This is a genomic window from Arthrobacter sp. B1805, assembly GCF_002929745.1.
GTDB lineage: Bacteria > Actinomycetota > Actinomycetes > Actinomycetales > Micrococcaceae > Arthrobacter_D.
The window spans coordinates 106,490-121,992 of record NZ_PJIQ01000004.1 but is presented as its reverse complement, the minus strand read 5'-3'; the positions used below and the strand labels follow the sequence as shown (position 1 = coordinate 121,992).

General features: G+C 69.0%; 16 protein-coding genes. 8 read left to right on the top strand and 8 right to left on the bottom strand.

Annotated elements, in window-relative coordinates:
- The first annotated feature begins 74 nt into the window (after positions 1-74).
- Positions 75-242: a DUF3117 domain-containing protein gene (locus CXQ96_RS06050; protein WP_104117134.1), complete on the top strand. Its 168-nt coding sequence runs from the start codon at positions 75-77 to the stop codon at positions 240-242.
- Positions 243-383: 141 nt separating this feature from the next.
- On the opposite strand, the gene CXQ96_RS06045 is transcribed toward CXQ96_RS06050, so the two are convergent.
- Complete coding sequence (locus CXQ96_RS06045; RefSeq protein ID WP_104117133.1) at positions 384-1,022, bottom strand: O-methyltransferase; 639 nt, start codon at positions 1,020-1,022, stop codon at positions 384-386.
- Between the two features lie 329 nt (positions 1,023-1,351).
- On the opposite strand from CXQ96_RS06045, the gene sigE reads away from it, so the two are divergent.
- From sigE to CXQ96_RS06030, 3 genes are all read left to right on the top strand, one after another.
- Positions 1,352-1,999, top strand: a complete 648-nt coding sequence (gene sigE / locus CXQ96_RS06040; protein WP_258058898.1) for an RNA polymerase sigma factor SigE — start codon at positions 1,352-1,354, stop codon at positions 1,997-1,999.
- A 5-nt stretch (positions 2,000-2,004) separates the two neighbouring features.
- Positions 2,005-2,964 (top strand): anti-sigma factor, encoded by a 960-nt coding sequence (locus CXQ96_RS06035; RefSeq protein WP_104117132.1) that lies wholly within the window; start codon positions 2,005-2,007, stop codon positions 2,962-2,964.
- Between the two features lie 125 nt (positions 2,965-3,089).
- Positions 3,090-3,491, top strand: coding sequence for a Sec-independent protein translocase TatB (locus CXQ96_RS06030; protein WP_104117131.1), 402 nt, complete (start codon positions 3,090-3,092; stop codon positions 3,489-3,491).
- Between the two features lie 30 nt (positions 3,492-3,521).
- Here CXQ96_RS06030 and CXQ96_RS06025 read toward each other — a convergent pair whose 3' ends face one another.
- The 3 genes from CXQ96_RS06025 to CXQ96_RS06015 are packed head-to-tail and all read right to left on the bottom strand — an operon-like array spanning position 3,522 to position 6,524.
- Positions 3,522-4,652, bottom strand: a complete 1,131-nt coding sequence (locus tag CXQ96_RS06025; RefSeq protein WP_104117130.1) for an Mrp/NBP35 family ATP-binding protein — start codon at positions 4,650-4,652, stop codon at positions 3,522-3,524.
- Positions 4,649-5,248: a DUF1003 domain-containing protein gene (locus CXQ96_RS06020; RefSeq protein WP_104117287.1), complete on the bottom strand. Its 600-nt coding sequence runs from the start codon at positions 5,246-5,248 to the stop codon at positions 4,649-4,651. The genes CXQ96_RS06025 and CXQ96_RS06020 overlap by 4 nt, the downstream gene beginning before the upstream one ends.
- On the bottom strand, positions 5,241-6,524 hold the full coding sequence (locus tag CXQ96_RS06015; RefSeq protein ID WP_104117129.1) for a CBS domain-containing protein: 1,284 nt from the start codon (positions 6,522-6,524) through the stop codon (positions 5,241-5,243). Before CXQ96_RS06015 ends, CXQ96_RS06020 begins: the two co-directional genes overlap by 8 nt.
- Positions 6,525-6,702: 178 nt before the next feature.
- On the opposite strand from CXQ96_RS06015, the gene CXQ96_RS06010 reads away from it, so the two are divergent.
- Positions 6,703-7,617: a general stress protein gene (locus CXQ96_RS06010; RefSeq protein ID WP_181036376.1), complete on the top strand. Its 915-nt coding sequence runs from the start codon at positions 6,703-6,705 to the stop codon at positions 7,615-7,617.
- A 122-nt stretch (positions 7,618-7,739) separates the two neighbouring features.
- On the opposite strand, the gene CXQ96_RS06005 is transcribed toward CXQ96_RS06010, so the two are convergent.
- Positions 7,740-9,197: an aminopeptidase P family protein gene (locus CXQ96_RS06005; RefSeq protein ID WP_258058920.1), complete on the bottom strand. Its 1,458-nt coding sequence runs from the start codon at positions 9,195-9,197 to the stop codon at positions 7,740-7,742.
- 208 nt (positions 9,198-9,405) lie between these two features.
- Positions 9,406-10,380 (bottom strand): AraC family transcriptional regulator, encoded by a 975-nt coding sequence (locus tag CXQ96_RS06000; protein WP_104117128.1) that lies wholly within the window; start codon positions 10,378-10,380, stop codon positions 9,406-9,408.
- A gap of 81 nt (positions 10,381-10,461) precedes the next feature.
- Here CXQ96_RS06000 and CXQ96_RS05995 point away from each other — a divergent pair, with 81 nt between their 5' ends.
- The 3 genes from CXQ96_RS05995 (at position 10,462) to CXQ96_RS05985 (ending at position 12,641) form a co-directional block, all read left to right on the top strand.
- Positions 10,462-11,268, top strand: coding sequence for an NmrA family transcriptional regulator (locus CXQ96_RS05995; protein WP_104117127.1), 807 nt, complete (start codon positions 10,462-10,464; stop codon positions 11,266-11,268).
- On the top strand, positions 11,265-11,699 hold the full coding sequence (locus tag CXQ96_RS05990; RefSeq protein ID WP_104117126.1) for a DUF1772 domain-containing protein: 435 nt from the start codon (positions 11,265-11,267) through the stop codon (positions 11,697-11,699). Before CXQ96_RS05995 ends, CXQ96_RS05990 begins: the two co-directional genes overlap by 4 nt.
- A 99-nt stretch (positions 11,700-11,798) precedes the next feature.
- Positions 11,799-12,641 carry a PHP domain-containing protein gene (locus CXQ96_RS05985; protein WP_104117125.1) on the top strand — a complete coding sequence of 281 codons (843 nt, stop codon included), beginning with the start codon at positions 11,799-11,801 and terminating at the stop codon, positions 12,639-12,641.
- 15 nt (positions 12,642-12,656) lie between these two features.
- On the opposite strand, the gene CXQ96_RS05980 is transcribed toward CXQ96_RS05985, so the two are convergent.
- Complete coding sequence (locus tag CXQ96_RS05980) at positions 12,657-13,517, bottom strand: site-specific DNA-methyltransferase (RefSeq protein WP_104117285.1); 861 nt, start codon at positions 13,515-13,517, stop codon at positions 12,657-12,659.
- Positions 13,518-13,532: 15 nt separating this feature from the next.
- Positions 13,533-15,311 carry a DEAD/DEAH box helicase gene (locus CXQ96_RS05975; RefSeq protein WP_104117284.1) on the bottom strand — a complete coding sequence of 593 codons (1,779 nt, stop codon included), beginning with the start codon at positions 15,309-15,311 and terminating at the stop codon, positions 13,533-13,535.
- Positions 15,312-15,503: the final 192 nt, after the last annotated feature.

Below are 15,503 nucleotides of genomic sequence, written 5' to 3'. Positions count from 1 at the left end.
CGCCGGCGCGGAGCACCGTTTACTGTCGCGCTGCCGCTGATCGCGGTTGCGCCCTGTCGAAAGGGACACTCCCCATGGCTGCCATGAAACCGCGTACCGGCGATGGACCGATGGAAGTCACCAAGGAGGGGCGCAGCCTCATCATGCGCGTGCCGATCGACGGCGGCGGACGCCTCGTCGTGGAGCTCAACGCCGAGGAAGCCGGCAAGCTCAAGGACTGCCTGCTCACCGTTACTAACTAGGCGCGAGCCTTCGGGAGCCCCGGGCGTTCGCACCGGCTGATACGAACGAGCAGTCGTCGGCGCTCGCCATCGCGCGATTAGTCGCGCAGTTCCTCGCCCGGTCGCCTGGCACCGCCGGGCCGCCTCCGCCGAAGAACGCGGTCAGGGGCGTTGCTTGACGGCCAGGAGAAGCCCGGTGCCGGTCGGCAGGAGTGCAGACACCAGCGACTCGTCGTCCCGGATCATCCTGCCGACCTGCCTCAGGGTATTGGTCGACTGCTCCCGTACAGCAGGTTCCGCAACCCTGTCCTGGTCGAGGGCGTCGTTGATGATCATGATGCCCCCGCCCTTCAGCAGGCGGGTGGCCTGCTCGACGTAGGCCGGCAGCCCGGGCTTGTCCGCGTCGATGAACACCAGGTCGTAGGCGGCATCGGTCAGTCGCGGCAGCACATCGGCGGCGCGTCCCGAGATGGTGCGCGTGCGGTTGGAGGGGATGCCTGCCTCGGCGTACGCCTCCCGGGCTGCCCGCAGGTGGTCCACGTCGGAGTCGATGGTCGTGAGCACGGCGTTCCGTCCGAGGCCCCTCAACAGGCAGACACCCGAGATTCCCGCTCCTGCTCCTACCTCCACCGCCGTCGTCGCCTTGGACGCGGAAGCCAGCACCGTCAGGGCTGCGCCGACGGCAGGGGTCACAGGGGTGACGCCGAGTTCATGCGAGCGGTCCCGTGCCCGGAGCAGGATGTCGTCCTCCTCGGGGAGGCCTTCCGTGTAGGACCAGCTGCTGTGTTTGTCGGCGGCCATGGACGTCCGTTCTGTGGGTCGCTGCGATAGTCGGGAGGCGGGAGCCCTGCCCCAACACTACTGCCCGCCGCGCCGGCCCTGCCATGCGGTGACACGCGCCGTGGTGGGGCTTCTGGCGGTCCTGAAAGGGCTGACAGGGTAGTCGACGGAGGCGCCCGAGGCGGGACGCAACACGGTTGATGCTGCCAGCTTCTTCCCAGCTTGATGCGAAAGACTCTTCGCTCGGGGCATCCAGCAGGAGAGCTGTCCCGAACCCTTGGTACTAGAACACTCGGCCTGCGGGCCGTCTGAAGTATCCGTTGAGGGTTTGCTGCAAGAAGGGGTAGATGATGTCTAGCGTGAAAGCGGCACAGAACGCCGTGCAGGCTGTTCCAGGAGCGGACGCACCGATCCTCGACGAGCACGGGAACCCCTGGGTAGCGCCCTCCTGGGAAGAGGTCGTCACCAACTATTCGCCGAAGGTGTACCGGTTGGCCTACCGGCTCACGGGCAACAAGTTCGACGCCGAGGACCTCACGCAGGAGGTCTTCGTGAGGGTCTTCAGGTCGCTCGCCAACTTCAAACCGGGAACGCTGGACGGCTGGCTGCACCGCATCACCACCAACCTCTTCCTCGACCAGGCCCGGCGGAAGACGCGCATCCGCTTCGATGGCCTCACGGATGAGGCCGAGAGTCGCCTGCCGAGCGGGCACCCTGGCCCGGAGCGCAGCTTCGAGTTCAACAACCTGGACATCGATGTGCAGTCCGCGCTGGAGGAACTGCCGCCGGACTTCCGCGCCGCCGTCGTGCTCTGCGACCTCGAGGGCCTCGCCTACGACGAGGTGGCCCAGGTGCTGGGCGTCAAGCTCGGAACGGTCCGCTCCCGCATCCACCGCGGGCGGACGATGCTCCGGGAGAAGCTCGCGCATCGTGATCCTCGTCGATCGGGCGGCAACGGAGCGGCCCTGGCGGTCCCACGGATCGCCGGTCTGGGTTAGGACCGATGCGGCACCCCCATCGCTCCCTGCAGGATCTCGTGGACGGTGAGTTGTCCGACCGGCGGCGCATGGCCGTCGAGCGCCACGTGTCCCAGTGTTCGGCCTGTTCAATCTCGGTAGCGCGCCTGCGGGGATTCAAGAGCGCATTGCTCGGTCTACGGAACCCTGAGCCCGATCCCGAGTTCCAGCGACGGCTGCTCTCGCCGGCGCCGGGGAGTGTTCCTCGCCCGACGGGGTTCCGTACGGGCTCCAGTGCGGCGTTCGTGCGCGAGCACCATGAACGGACGAGCACGCACCGGCGGCGGCACACGGTCATCGCCGCGGTCGGCGGATCCGCCGTCGCCGCGACCGCCGTCCTCGCGAGCGCCTACGTCGTCGGGACCGAGTCCGCATCAGTCACGGTCGAAGCTGCGACCGGAGCGACAGCCCTGCGTGCCGGGTGGGAGTCCGTGGCACCGCGAACACCCACCAACCTCGACGACGACCAGCTGGAGACGCTCCGGGCCGGCGGCTGGTACTGTCCCGAGCTCGAGTCCCTGGGTTTCACGCTGAAGGGCGCCGAAGGCATCACGGTCGGGGGCATGCCGACGCTGGAACTAGTCCTCGAGAACGACGGCGACACGGTCACCGTGTACGAGCAGAGGAAGGTCGACGAGGGCCGCGAGGCAGACACTGCGCCTGTCAACGCGATGACGGGCAATACGGTGACGGCCGACGGGTTCGACCACATCGGCGGTGCCGAGCGGGACGTCTGGGTACGCTCGGATGAGCCGTGGCAGGTCGTCCTCGATTCGCCGTCCGTCACCTACACCGTGGTCTCCAGCCTGCCGGCCGCCGCCATGCCGCAGACCCTCAGCCAGCTGGTCGCCGCCGAGCACGCGCAGCTGTCACTCTCGCCGCAGACCTCCGACGACTCGATGGTGGACCGCATCGTCCGGGGCCTCTCCACGATCACCCGTCCGTAGGAGGATGGCGGCCGGGTGACACCGCGGCGTCGCGGACATGAACGCTCGACGGCCAGTGTCCGGCCGCCGCCCACGGAGGCTGTGCGAATGTGTCGGGCGTAGTTCGGGAAGGTAGTCTTTTTCACGTGTTGGGAATCAACGGCCTCGAACTCGTCGTCCTGGCGATGATCGCCGTCGTGGTGCTCGGGCCGGAGCGCCTACCGGAGTACGCCGCCCAGCTCGCACGCCTCGTGAAGGGCCTTCGACGCATGGCGACGGGTGCGCGGGAGCAGCTCCGCGAGGAAGTGGGCCCCGAGCTCGACGAGGTCGACTGGCGCAAGCTCGACCCGCGCCAGTACGATCCGCGCCGCATCATCAAGGAAGCCCTCCTCGACGACATCGAGGACGTGTTCAAGCCCGTCAGCCCCGGCGCACCTGCCGCAGCTGCGGTTTCTCCCGCTGTCGCCGCACAGCCTCCGATGTCCCTGCAGCTGGGGCCCCGCCTCGAGGCAGGGCAGGCAGCTCCGTACGATCTCGAAGCAACCTAGCGAGCGCCACCGCCCCGTGTCTTGGCTGCGTCAGGAGACGCTGACCGGCAGCTTCACGCCCTGCAGGCCCCTGGGCCTGCGCGCGAGGTCCGTCGCGATCCTGGTGAGTTCATCGCGCGCGACCGAAGGCTGTCGTCCGAGGACGAGGGGTAGGCCCGCATCGCCGCCCTCCCGCAGGGCCATGTCGAGCGGGATGCTGCCGAGCAGGGGGATCGCGGTGCCCAGCGTCGTCGACAACCGCGCCGCGAGTGTGCTCCCACCGCCTGCACCGAAAAGCTCCAGCCGCCCGCCGTCGGGCAGCTCGAGCCAGGACATGTTCTCGATCACGCCAGAGACCCGCTGCCCGGTCTGCGCGGCCATCGCTCCGGCCCGCTCGGCGACGTCCGCGGCGGCGCTCTGGGGCGTCGTCACCACGAGGAGTTCCGAGGAGGGCAGCAGTTGCGCAACCGAGATGGCGATGTCGCCCGTGCCCGGGGGCAGGTCGAGGAACAGTGCGTCCAGATCGCCGAAGTAGACGTCGGTGAGGAACTGTTCGAGCGCCCGGTGGAGCATCGGGCCGCGCCAGGAGACCGGTTGGTTCCCCTCGACGAACATGCCGATCGAGATGACCTTCACGCCGTGGGCCACGGGAGGCAGGATCAGCTCGTCGACGCGCGTGGGCTGCTGGGTGATGCCCAGCAGGGCAGGCACCGAGAAGCCGTAGACGTCGGCGTCGACGATTCCCACCCGCAGACCCTGCGCGGCCATGGCGACCGCCAGGTTGACCGTGACGCTGGACTTGCCGACGCCACCCTTGCCGCTCGCGACTGCGTAGACGCGCGTCAGGGAGGAAGGATCGTTGAACGGAACGCCACGGCGACCACCTGCCCCCTTCAGCTGCTCCTTCAGTGCGTCGCGCTGTGTCTGGTTCATGACACCGAGTTCCACCTCGACGCTCCCGACGCCGTCGACGGCGGACAGCGCGGCCTCGGCGTCCTGCGTGATCGTGTCCCTCAGCGGGCAGCCGGCGATGGTCAGCAGGACCCTGATGCGGACGGCGTGCCCCTTGATGGAGACGGCGTCGAGCATGCCGAGGTCCGTGATGGGGCGGCGCAGTTCCGGATCGATCACCGTGTCGAGGGCAGACCGTACCGCCTCCTCCGAGGGCAGGTTCGTGCTCACCGGGACGGTTTCCTCCCCGTCGGCTGGACCTTCGCAAGCGCCACGGTGTTGTCCGACGGCCGGCGCGGCTTCCGCTTCTGCAGGGTGAGCTCCTGGCCATCCGTCGTCTCCAGCAGTTCCTCGAGGATCGAGCGAAGCTCCGACCGCACGTAGTCACGCGTCGCGACTTCCCGCAGGGCGATCCTGAGTTCGGCGATCTCCCGTGTGAGGTACTCCGTGTCGGAGAGGTTCCGCTCCGCGCGCTGGCGGTCCTCCCGCATGGAGACCCGGTCGCGGTCGTCCTGGCGATTCTGCGCGAGCAGTAGCAGGGGGGCTGCGTAGGAGGCCTGCAGCGACAGCATGAGGGTCAGCGCCGTGAACCCGAGCGCCGCGCTGTCGAAGCGCAGGTTCTCCGGAGCCACGGTGTTCCACGTCAGCCAGATCGCGACGAAGACCGTCATGTAGAAGAGGAACTGCGGAGTGCCCATGAAACGAGCTATGTTCTCCGTGCCGCTGCCGAAACGGTCCGGGTTCGGTCTCAGCCGCGGGAGGATGCGCTTACGTGCCTCTCGCGGCGTATCGAGCCCACGGGAATTCGACCTGATCTTCTCAACCACGGCGGTCACCTCGCTTTGCTACGGATGTGTCGTCCTGTGCCCGCCAGTCGTCGGGCAGCAGGTGGTCGAGCACGTCGTCGACGGTCACCGCACCGACCAGCCTGCCGTCGGTGTTGACCACGGGCAGCGAGTTCAGGTTGTACGTGGCCAGGATGCGCGACACCTCGCTGACGTTGGCCTGGTCGCCGACGGCCTCGAGATCCGTGTCGATGATGTTGCCGAGCGGCTCGGGTGGTGGATACCGCAGCAGCTGCTGGATGTGCACCACGCCGAGGTAGCGACCGGTCGGCGTCTCGAGCGGCGGTCGGCACACGAAGATGGACGACGCGAGGGCCGGCGTCAGTTCCTCACGCCGGACGTGTGCCAGAGCCTCGGCTACGGTGGCTTCCGGCGGGAGGATGACGGGCACCGTGGTCATCAGGGATCCCGCGGTGTCCTCCTCGTACTCGAGCAGGCGGCGTACGTCCTCCGCGTCCTCGGGCTCCATGAGCTGGAGCAGCTCCTCCTTCTGCGCTTCGGTCAGCTCGTTGAGGAGGTCGGCGGCATCATCGGGATCCATCTCCTCGAGCACGTCGGCTGCGCGCTCACGCGTCAGGGACGTGAGGATCTGCACCTGGTCGTCGTCGGGAAGCTCCTGCAGGACGTCAGCGAGGCGATCGTCCTGCAGTTCGCCCGCAACCTCGATGCGTCGCTTGTCGGTCATCTCGTGCAGGGCGTCCGCAAAATCGGCGGCCTTGAGGTCGTCGTGCTGGGCGACGAACTGCGTCGCGCCCTGCGGTTCGTCCGTGGTGCCGTGGAAGGCGTCGAGCCAGTCGATGATGAGGCGCTCGCCCCCGCGGCGCAGTCCGCGCAACGGCGAGGTGGACCCGCCGCGACGGACGAACAGCTGGGAGACGTGCCAGTCGCCCGCGCGGTTGCGCTCCATCGCGATGTCCTCGACGACGGCACTACCGCTGCCGTCCCGCAGCGTCAGGCGGCGATCGAACAGTTCAGCGACCACCAGCATCTCGGCGCCGCGCTGTTCGAAACGGCGCAGGTTCACGAGGCCGGTGCAGATGATCTGCGACGGGTCCATCGACGTGATGCGAGTCATCGGGACGAATACACGTTTCTTGCCCGGAACCTCGACCACGAGGCCGATGACCTGTGGCGTCTTGGCCGGGCCGCGGTCGAGCACGACGGCGTCCCGCAGGCGTCCGAGACGGTCGCCGAGCGGGTCGAAGACGTCGAGGCCCAGCAGTCGGGCGACGAAGACGCGGGTCGGGTTGGTAGTCACCGCTCTAGGCTATCGGCCACGGCAAGCCGACATGGCATCGCGCTGTGCCGGACGCGGACCGCTGCCGGGATCCACCCACCCGCGACAGGTGTCGTCGGTGCCGGGCTCGCGGCTCAGCGGGAGTTCACCTGCGGCTTACTGCCTCCCGCACGGACGGGCGGTAGGCAAGAATGGAACCATGTCGACACCACCACTTGGAACCACTGCCTCCCGTGACCTGGGCCGGGTGTTGCCCACCGGCGAGACCATCGGCCGGTACACCAGCTACCTGGACGCCCAGAAAGCGGTGGACTACCTCGCGGACCACAAGTTCGCCGTCCAGCGGGTGTCCATCATCGGTAACGACCTCAAGACCGTGGAGCGTGTGACCGGGCGGCTCAGCTACCCGCGCGTCGCACTCGGCAGCGCGGCGACCGGAGCCTGGTTCGGGCTGTTCGTCGGACTCATCCTGAGCCTCTTCGCCGGCAGCGAGTCCGGGATCACCATCACCTCGTCGATCGCCCTGGGGGCGATCTTCTGGTTGCTCTTCGGCGTCCTCACCTACGCCTTCCAGCGGGGGAAGCGCGACTTCACGTCCACGAGCCAGGTCATCGCGACCAGCTACGACGTGATCGTCGAGCCGAGCCTTGCAGCGGACGCCCGCCGCCTGCTCCAGCAGCTTCCCATGAACGGCCAGGCCCAGCATCCGGGGGTCGACCCGTCGGTCTCGGTGCAGGGCCCGGAATACCCTGCCGCACCGGCCGGCCAGCAACAGGCTCCCGAGCGCCCCGCGTCCTGGAACGATCCCTACGCGGGCAGCCGGTCCCAGCAGGCAGGATCTCACGAGTCCGATCCCGCCGAGGCGCAGACGGCCGGCCCGGGGACCAGCGGGCCGCGGCGGGGCCAGTTCCCCGACCTCCCCGATGGACGTCCGCAGTACGGCGTGCGCGTGGAGGCGCAGGATGACCCCGGCCGGTCCTCTTCGGCGGCGGCGGGCGGCGTCGGCCAGCCCGGCGGCATGACAGTCCAGCAGGGCCAGGACCTGGCCGCGGACGACGACGGCGGCTCGGCTACCGGCGGTTCCTCGGCCGCGGGCGGCCCGAAGCAGGGCTGACGACGAGGATCTCCATTCGACGGACGCGCAGCAGCACGCGCGACGGAGGATGCACAGGGAAGGCAGGGACCCACGGTCCCTGCCTTCTTCCGTCCGGCGGCCCGGGTGCAGGTGCCGAGGAGCTATTCGCCCGTGCTGCCCCAGATGCCCGCCATCCAGTCCTCGACGTCGTCGGGACTGCGCGGGAGAGCTGCGCTGAGATTGACCGGACCGTCAGCTGTCATGAGGATGTCGTCCTCGATGCGGACGCCGATGCCCCGGTACTCCTCCGGCACGGCGAGATCCTCCGCCTTGAAGTAGAGGCCGGGCTCGATGGTGAAGATCATCCCTTCGGTGAGGATGCCGTCGAGGTACAGCTCGCGCTTGGCCTGGGCGCAGTCGTGCACGTCCATGCCGAGGTGGTGGCTCGTGCCGTGGGGCATCCACCGGCGGTGGTGCTGGCCCTCGGGAGCCAGTGCCTCCTCGAGTGGGACGGGCAGGAGGCCCCACCGGTCGAGGTTCTCCGCCAGGACCGTCACCGCGGCGAGGTGGACCTCGCGGAAGCGGCGTCCTGGCTGGGCGGCGGCGAAACCCGCGTCGGCGGCGTCGAGCACCGCCTGGTAGATCCTGCGCTGGACCTCCGTGTACCGCCCGTTGACCGGGATGGTCCGGGTGATGTCGGCGGTGTAGAGGCTCTCTGCCTCGACGCCGGCATCCAGCAGGAGCAGCTCCCCAGCCCTGACCTGGCCGGTGTTGCGGATCCAGTGGAGCGTGGTGGCGTTGTTGCCCGAGGCGGCGATGGTGTCGTATCCGAGGTCGTTGCCCTCCTCGCGTGCCCGGGCGAAGAACGCCCCTTCGACGACGCGCTCGCCCCGCGGATGCGTGATGGCGCGGGGGAGGGTGCGGACCACGTCATGGAAGCCGTTGACCGTGGCGGCGACGGCGATCGTCATCTGCTCGATCTCCCACGTGTCCTTGATGAGCCGCAGCTCCGAGAGTGCTTCGGCGAGCACCGCGTCCAGGGAATCGGCCCTCTCGAGGTCGACTCCGGTGTTGATGCGCGAGGTATCCACGAGGGCGTCGGCATTCAGGTCGACCTCGCGCAGCAGCCGAATGCTGATGCCGCCGATCTCGGGGACTCCCGCATCCTTGGTGATGGCGACCTCGAGCTCGCTGAGGTCTGCTGTCGCGAGGGCGAGCTGTGCCGTGATCTGCGCCATCGAGAGGCGCTGGCCGATCCAGAATTCCCCGTAGCGGGCGTTCGCGTAGAACTCGGCACTCTCGCGCCCGGCCAGTTCGCGGAAGTACAGCGTGGCCGTGTGATTTCCGCCGTCGTCACCGGTGCCGGGCTCGACCGGTTCGAGGACCAGGACGGCGTCGGGCTCGTGGTCCAGGCCCAGGCCGGTCAGGTGCGCGAAACCGGAGTGGGGGCGGTACCGGTAGTCGGTGTCGTTGGACCGGACCTTGAAGGGCCCCGCGGGAATGACGATGCGCTCGCCGGGGAACCTGTCCGAGATGGCACGACGACGCCGGGCCGCGTGCGCAGCGACCGGGGACTCGGCGGGGAGCTCGTCCGACGCAGGCGCCCAGTTGCCGGCCATGAAGGCCTTGAAGGCCTCCGAATCCGGCCGCTGGGAGCGGTTCTCGTTGCGGTCGGAGAGCGGTTGGCCCTCCGGGGCGTCGGTCTGGGTCAGGTATGCGGGTGCGGTGTCGTCGGTGCTCACTCCGTCATCGTCTCACCGTCGCGGTGCAGCATGAAAGCCCGGCGTCGTAGCAGGCTCTGCGCCATGCCGCCCCTACCGTGGTCGTTCAGACGGCGGACCCGGCCTTCCGCGGGAGCGTCACCGGCAGCCCTGCGGAGAATTCTGGCCGACGCAGACGATATTCCGACGGCGGCACCCCCAGTTCACGCCTGAAAGCCGTGCTGAAGGCGTAGGCGTTCTGGTATCCGACACTGCGGGCTACCCGCGCCACGGTGGCGCCAGGGTCCTGCAGCAGGTCGCTCGCGAGGGTGAGGCGCCAGTGCGTGAGGTAGTTCATCGGGGGCCGGCCCACGCCGGCACGGAACCGGGCGGCGAGCGAGGCGCGGGAGGTGTTGACGTGCTGCGCTAGGCGTTCCACCGTCCATGGCGCCGCGGGGTCGGCGTGCAGGTACTCGAGGGCGCGGACCACGAGCGCGTCATCGCACGTGAGCCAGGTGCTTCCCGGAGGGCGGTCCGGACCGCTGAGCCACCGGCGGATGGTGCTGACGACGAGCACGTCGAGGAGGCGGTCGACGACGATCTGGGCGGCGGGGTCGTCGTGGGCTGTCTCCTGACCGAGCAGGTCCACGAGCGTGGTGTCGGCACGGTCGCGCCGCACGACGGCGAGCCGGGGGAGGGCCCGGGTGACGAAGCGGCCGGCCTCGTCGGGACGTTCGTAGGTGCCGACGAGCAGCGACGTCTCTCCGTCGGTGGCGTTACCCCATCTCCGGATGCCGCGCCGGTATTCTTCGCGCACGCTACGCCCCTCGAGCGTCGTGCACCGCTGGTCGGGACCGATCTCGATCGTGGGCGTGGTGGCGGCAGCATCCGTCACTCGGTACGGCTCGGGGCCGCGTACGAGGGCGACGTCGCCTCCCTCAAGCAACGTGCCGTCGATCCGGACCCTGCCGTGGACGACGGCGAGGATCGTCAGTGCAGCGCCGTCGCGGATGGAGACACCCCAGGGGGCACTCATGTGCATCGACAGAGCGAATGCTCGTGCTGCACGCGGTCCGTCGAGGAAGTGTGCGAGGGGATCCACGCGACGAACTCTAGACGATCACGAAGCACCGCGCGACGATCACCCATTCTCCGTCTTCCGCATTCGGTCTGTACTTGTTCCATGACCACTGTGATTCTCGGCGGCGCCGGACGTACCGGCTCCCGCATCCTCGACCGCCTGACCGCTGCTGCACATCCGGTACGGCCCGCATCGCGCCGATCGGGCTTCGACTGGGACGACCCCTCGACCTGGCGAGGTGCCCTGCGCGGAGCCACCGCCGCGTATGTGTGCTTCACCCCCGACCTCGCTCTTCCCGGTGTCCCCGAGACGATGGGAACCCTCGGCAGACTCGCCGCCACCGAGGGCGTGGAGCGGCTCGTCCTGCTCTCGGGACGTGGAGAGGAGGGGGCCCGGGCGAGTGAGACGGCGCTCCGCGGGGGCAGCGTCCCGAGGACGGTGCTGCGCTGTTCGTGGTTCCAGCAGAACTTCTCCGAGCATTTCCTGACCGGTCCCGTTCGACGCGGCCGCCTGCGGCTGCCTGCGCCGGATGTCCCCGAGGCGTTCGTGGACCTCGACGACGTCGTCGATGCGGCCGTCGTCGCCCTCACCCGAGCGGTCCCCGAGGACGCAACGTACGAACTCTCCGGGCCGGAACTGCTGACGTTCGCCCAGGCCGCCGCTCTGATCTCCGGAGTCAGCGGCCGGACGGTCACGTTCGAGGCGGTGGACGTTCCGAGCTTCGTCAGGGACCTTGCCGTCGATGGAGTGCCGGCAGAGGAAGCGGAGCCCCTCGCACACCTCTTCATGGACATCCTCGACGGAAGGAATGCGTCACTCGCGGACGGGATCGAGCGGCTCCTCGGACGACCGGCGTCCCCCTTTCGCACCTATGCCAGGCGCGCTGCCGCGTCGGGTGCGTGGTCATGATCCTGGCAGCCGCCGTCGTCGGGGCGGGTCTCGTCGGAGGCGTCTACGCCGGCTTCACCACCATCGTGATGCCGGCCCTCGGACGGCTCGACGACAGGGAGGCGACGCCGGCCATGGTCGGCATCAACCGTTCGGCCGAGCGCGTTCCCTTCATCCTGCTCTTCGCATCCGCCGCGGCAGCAGCCATCGGGCTGGCAGCTACAGCAGCACCACGCGGCGACACGACGAGCATGGTCGTCGCAGGGGCGTCCCTCGCCAGCACGCTGGTGACGGTGTCGGTCAATGTACCACTCAACCGACGGCTGGAACGGGAGGGACCGAGCTTCTGGGTGCACTACCGCCGCCGCTGGGTCGCGTTCAACACCCTACGAGCGGCGCTGGCCACGACGGCAGTGCTCGTTGCCGGCGTGGACCGGCTACGGATTCCGTAGCCGCGTAAGCCGCGGAAGAAGCGCAGTCACCGTCCGCCGGGCCGCTCGCAGCCGGGCACGGTGGCGGCCCCTTCGGCCGGCGGCGCGTAGATTGGACCGGTGAGGATCGATCTGCACACCCACTCCAACGTCTCGGACGGCACCGAGGACCCTGATGTCCTGATTGCGTCCGCGGCCGCCGCAGGGCTCGACGCCGTTGCGCTCACCGACCACGACTCGACAGCCGGATGGGACAGGGCGGGGGCGGCGGCGACGGAGCACGGCATCACGTTCGTCCCTGGGATGGAGGTGTCGTGTCGCACCGACACCGGTATCAGCGTGCACGTGCTGTCCTACCTGCACGACCCCGCGCACGTGGGACTGCTCGACGAGATCGCCAGATCACGGGAGGCACGGCTCACGCGGGCCCAACGCATGGTGGAGCTCATGTCGGCCGACTTCCCCATCAGCTGGGATCTGGTGCAGGAGCATGTCACGGAAGGTGCCACGGTCGGACGCCCCCACATCGCCGACGCGCTCATCGCCCTCGGTGTGGTGAGCACCCGATCCGAGGCCTTCGAACGCGTCCTCACGGCGCGCTCGCCGTACTGGGTCAGCCACTACGCGCCGCACCCTGCCGACGCCGTAGCCCTCATCCGTGATGCCGGCGGCGTGCCGGTCTTCGCCCACCCTTCCGCGTTCAACCGCGGAGCGGTCGTTGGAGGAGCCGTCATCAACGAGATGATCGACGCCGGACTGCTGGGGCTTGAGGTCGAGCACCGCGACAACCCGGAGGCAGCACGCGTCGAACTGAGGAGGATCGCCCGCGACAACGGCCTCCTCGTGACGGGCTCCAGCGACTACCACGGCAGCGGGAAGCCGAATCTGCTCGGCGAGAACGTCACGAGCAGCGAGACCCTGGAGATGATCATCGGGCTCGCGACGGGCACTGCAGTCCGCTGAGGACGCATGCTCGGACTAGGTCCAGGGAGCCAGTCGCGCGCGCATGATGTCGACGGCCTGCGGATTGCGGTCCACGCACACGAATCGCCGGCCGAGCTTCCCCGCGACCGCCCCGAGTGTCCCCGAGCCCGCGAAGAAGTCCAGTACCCAGTCGCCTTCGCGGCTGCTGGCTGCAACAGCCCGCCGTAGCAGGCCCTCGGGTTTCTGGGTGGGGTATCCCGTCTTTTCCCGACCGGTGGGCGAGACGATCGTGTGCCACCAGACGTCGGTGGGCAGCTTGCCGAGCGCGGCCTTCTCGGCCGTGACCAGCCCGGGCGCCATGTACGGTTCCCGGTCCACTTCCTCGCTGTTGAAGTAGTAGCCGGACGGGTTCTTCACGTAGACGAGGATGTTGTCGTGCTTGGCCGGCCACTTCCGCTTGGCCCGCGCGCCGTAGTCGTACGCCCAGATGATCTCGTTCAGGAAGCAGTCGCGGCCGAACAGGGCATCGAGCATGACCTTCGCGTAGTGGACCTCGCGATAGTCGAGGTGCAGGTAGAGCGTCCCGTCGTCGGCGAGGAGCCGCCACGCCTCGGCCAGCCGTGGTGCGAGGAAGTCCCAGTAGTCGTCGAAGGCGTCGTCGTAGCTCGCGAGGATGCCCTTGACGGTCGAGTAGGACTGGCCCTTGAAACCGATCCTGTCGCCCGAGCCCTCCACCGCACGCACCATCGTGGTCTGCTGGCGGCGCTGGGCGCGTCCCGTGTTGAACGGCGGATCGACGTAGATCATGGTGAAGGCCGCGTCCGGCAGCGATGCCAGGTACTCCGCGTTCTCGGCGTGCACCACGAGGTTGGCGCCGTCCGCCCTCCAGGCAGGAGGCGCGGACGGCACAGGCAGTTCCGTCACCGAGGGCTAATCCTCCGTGCCGCCGGCGGGCTTCCCGACGACCTCGCCGTTGCGTCGACGGGTCCTGCTGCGGCGCGGCCGCTCACTCGTCGGCGTCTCGCTCTCGCCGCCGCCGGACCGACGACGACGTCCGCCGCTCTCGACCGCGTCGCTCGAGGCGACGGTATCAGCAGGGGCCGCCGCGGGTGCATCAGGGGCATCGGCGCCACCGGAGCGGTTGGCTCCGCGACCGCGGCCGCGTGAACCGCGCGAGCCCTCGCCGGACTCGCCGCCCTCGCGGGACTGGCCGCCACGTCCGGAACGACCGCGTCCGCCGTCGTTCCCGGCGCTGTCGGAGCGTCCGCCGGACCGACCGCGTCCGCCGTCGTTCCCCGCGCTGTCCGAGCGGGTGCCGCCGCCACGCTTGCCGGTCTCACCGAGGTCCTCGAGCACCTCGGCGTTGATTCCGGCGAGCTTGCGGTCCTTGCGGGGCAGGCGCCCCTTCGTGCCCTCGGGGATGTCGAGGTCGGTGTAGAGGTGGGGCGAGGACGAATACGTCTCGACGGGCTCGGGCACGTCGAGTCCGAGGGCCTTGTTGATCAGGCCCCAGCGCGGAACGTCGTCCCAGTCGACGAAGGTCACGGCCGTGCCCTTCTTGCCGGCGCGGCCCGTGCGACCCACGCGGTGCAGGTATGCCTTCTCGTCCTCGGGGCACTGGTAGTTGATGACGTGCGTGATGTCCTCGACGTCGATACCGCGTGCAGCGACCTCGGTGGCGACGAGGACGTCGATCTTGTCGCCGCGGAAGGCGCGCAGGGCCTGCTCGCGGGCGCCCTGACCCAGGTCGCCGTGGATTGCACCGGCCGCGAAACCGCGGTCGATCAGTTCCTCGGAGAGCTTTGCGGCGGTGCGCTTCGTCTTGCAGAAGATGATGGCGCGGCCACGGCCCCGTGCCTGCAGGATGCGGGCCACGACCTCGGCCTTGTCCAGGTTGTGCGCACGGTAGATGACCTGGCGGATGTCCTTCTTGGTGATGCCCTCGTCCTCGGGGTCCGCCGCGCGGATGTGGGTGGGCTGCGTCATGTAGCGGCGGGCCATCGCGATGACGGGGCCAGGCATGGTCGCGGAGAACAGGAGGGTCTGGCGCACGGGCGGAGTGGCGGCGATCAGCGTCTCGACGTCCGGCAGGAAGCCGAGGTCCAGCATCTCGTCGGCCTCGTCGAGGACGACGATCTTCACGTTCTTCAGGACCAGCAGCTTCTGCCGGTACAGGTCGATCAGGCGGCCGGGCGTACCGACGACGATCTCGACGCCCTTCTTGATCGCCTCGATCTGCGGCTCGTAGGCACGGCCGCCGTAGATGGTGACGATGCGCGCGTTGCGCTTCTTCGCCGCCGTCGTGAGGTCGTTGGCAACCTGCACGGCGAGTTCGCGGGTCGGCACGATGACCAGGGCCTGCGGTGCGCCGGGGACCGGGAGCTTGTCGTAACCGGCGTCATCAGGACCCACGACGCGCTGGATGGCCGGGATGCCGAAGCCGAGGGTCTTGCCGGTTCCGGTCTTCGCCTGGCCGATGATGTCGTGACCGCCGAGGGCGATCGAGAGGGTCATCGCCTGGATGGGGAAGGGGTGGATGATGCCGGCGTCCGCGAGGGACTCGACGATGTCCGGGCGGACGTTGAAGTCCGCGAAGGTCTCGGCGACGGGAGCATGCGGCTCCTCCGTCGTGACCAGGGTCTCCTCGACGTCGATGGCATCGGGGGCGTCGTCGGCGACGAGGTGGTGCGCACCCGTGGCCGCGGTGATGTCTGAATCTGTCTTTGCGTTGTGCACGTTCTACCGTTCATTCAGGCCGTGCGGCCGCTGAGGCTCGACGCCGGAGTGGATTCATCGCGATGGATTCATACCGTGCGGAGCGTATCGGCGGGCGCAGGGCGTCCAGTGGAAGCCGATCGCGGGCTTGCGACTGCGTGCGGGCTGCGGAGTGAGACCTCGCGC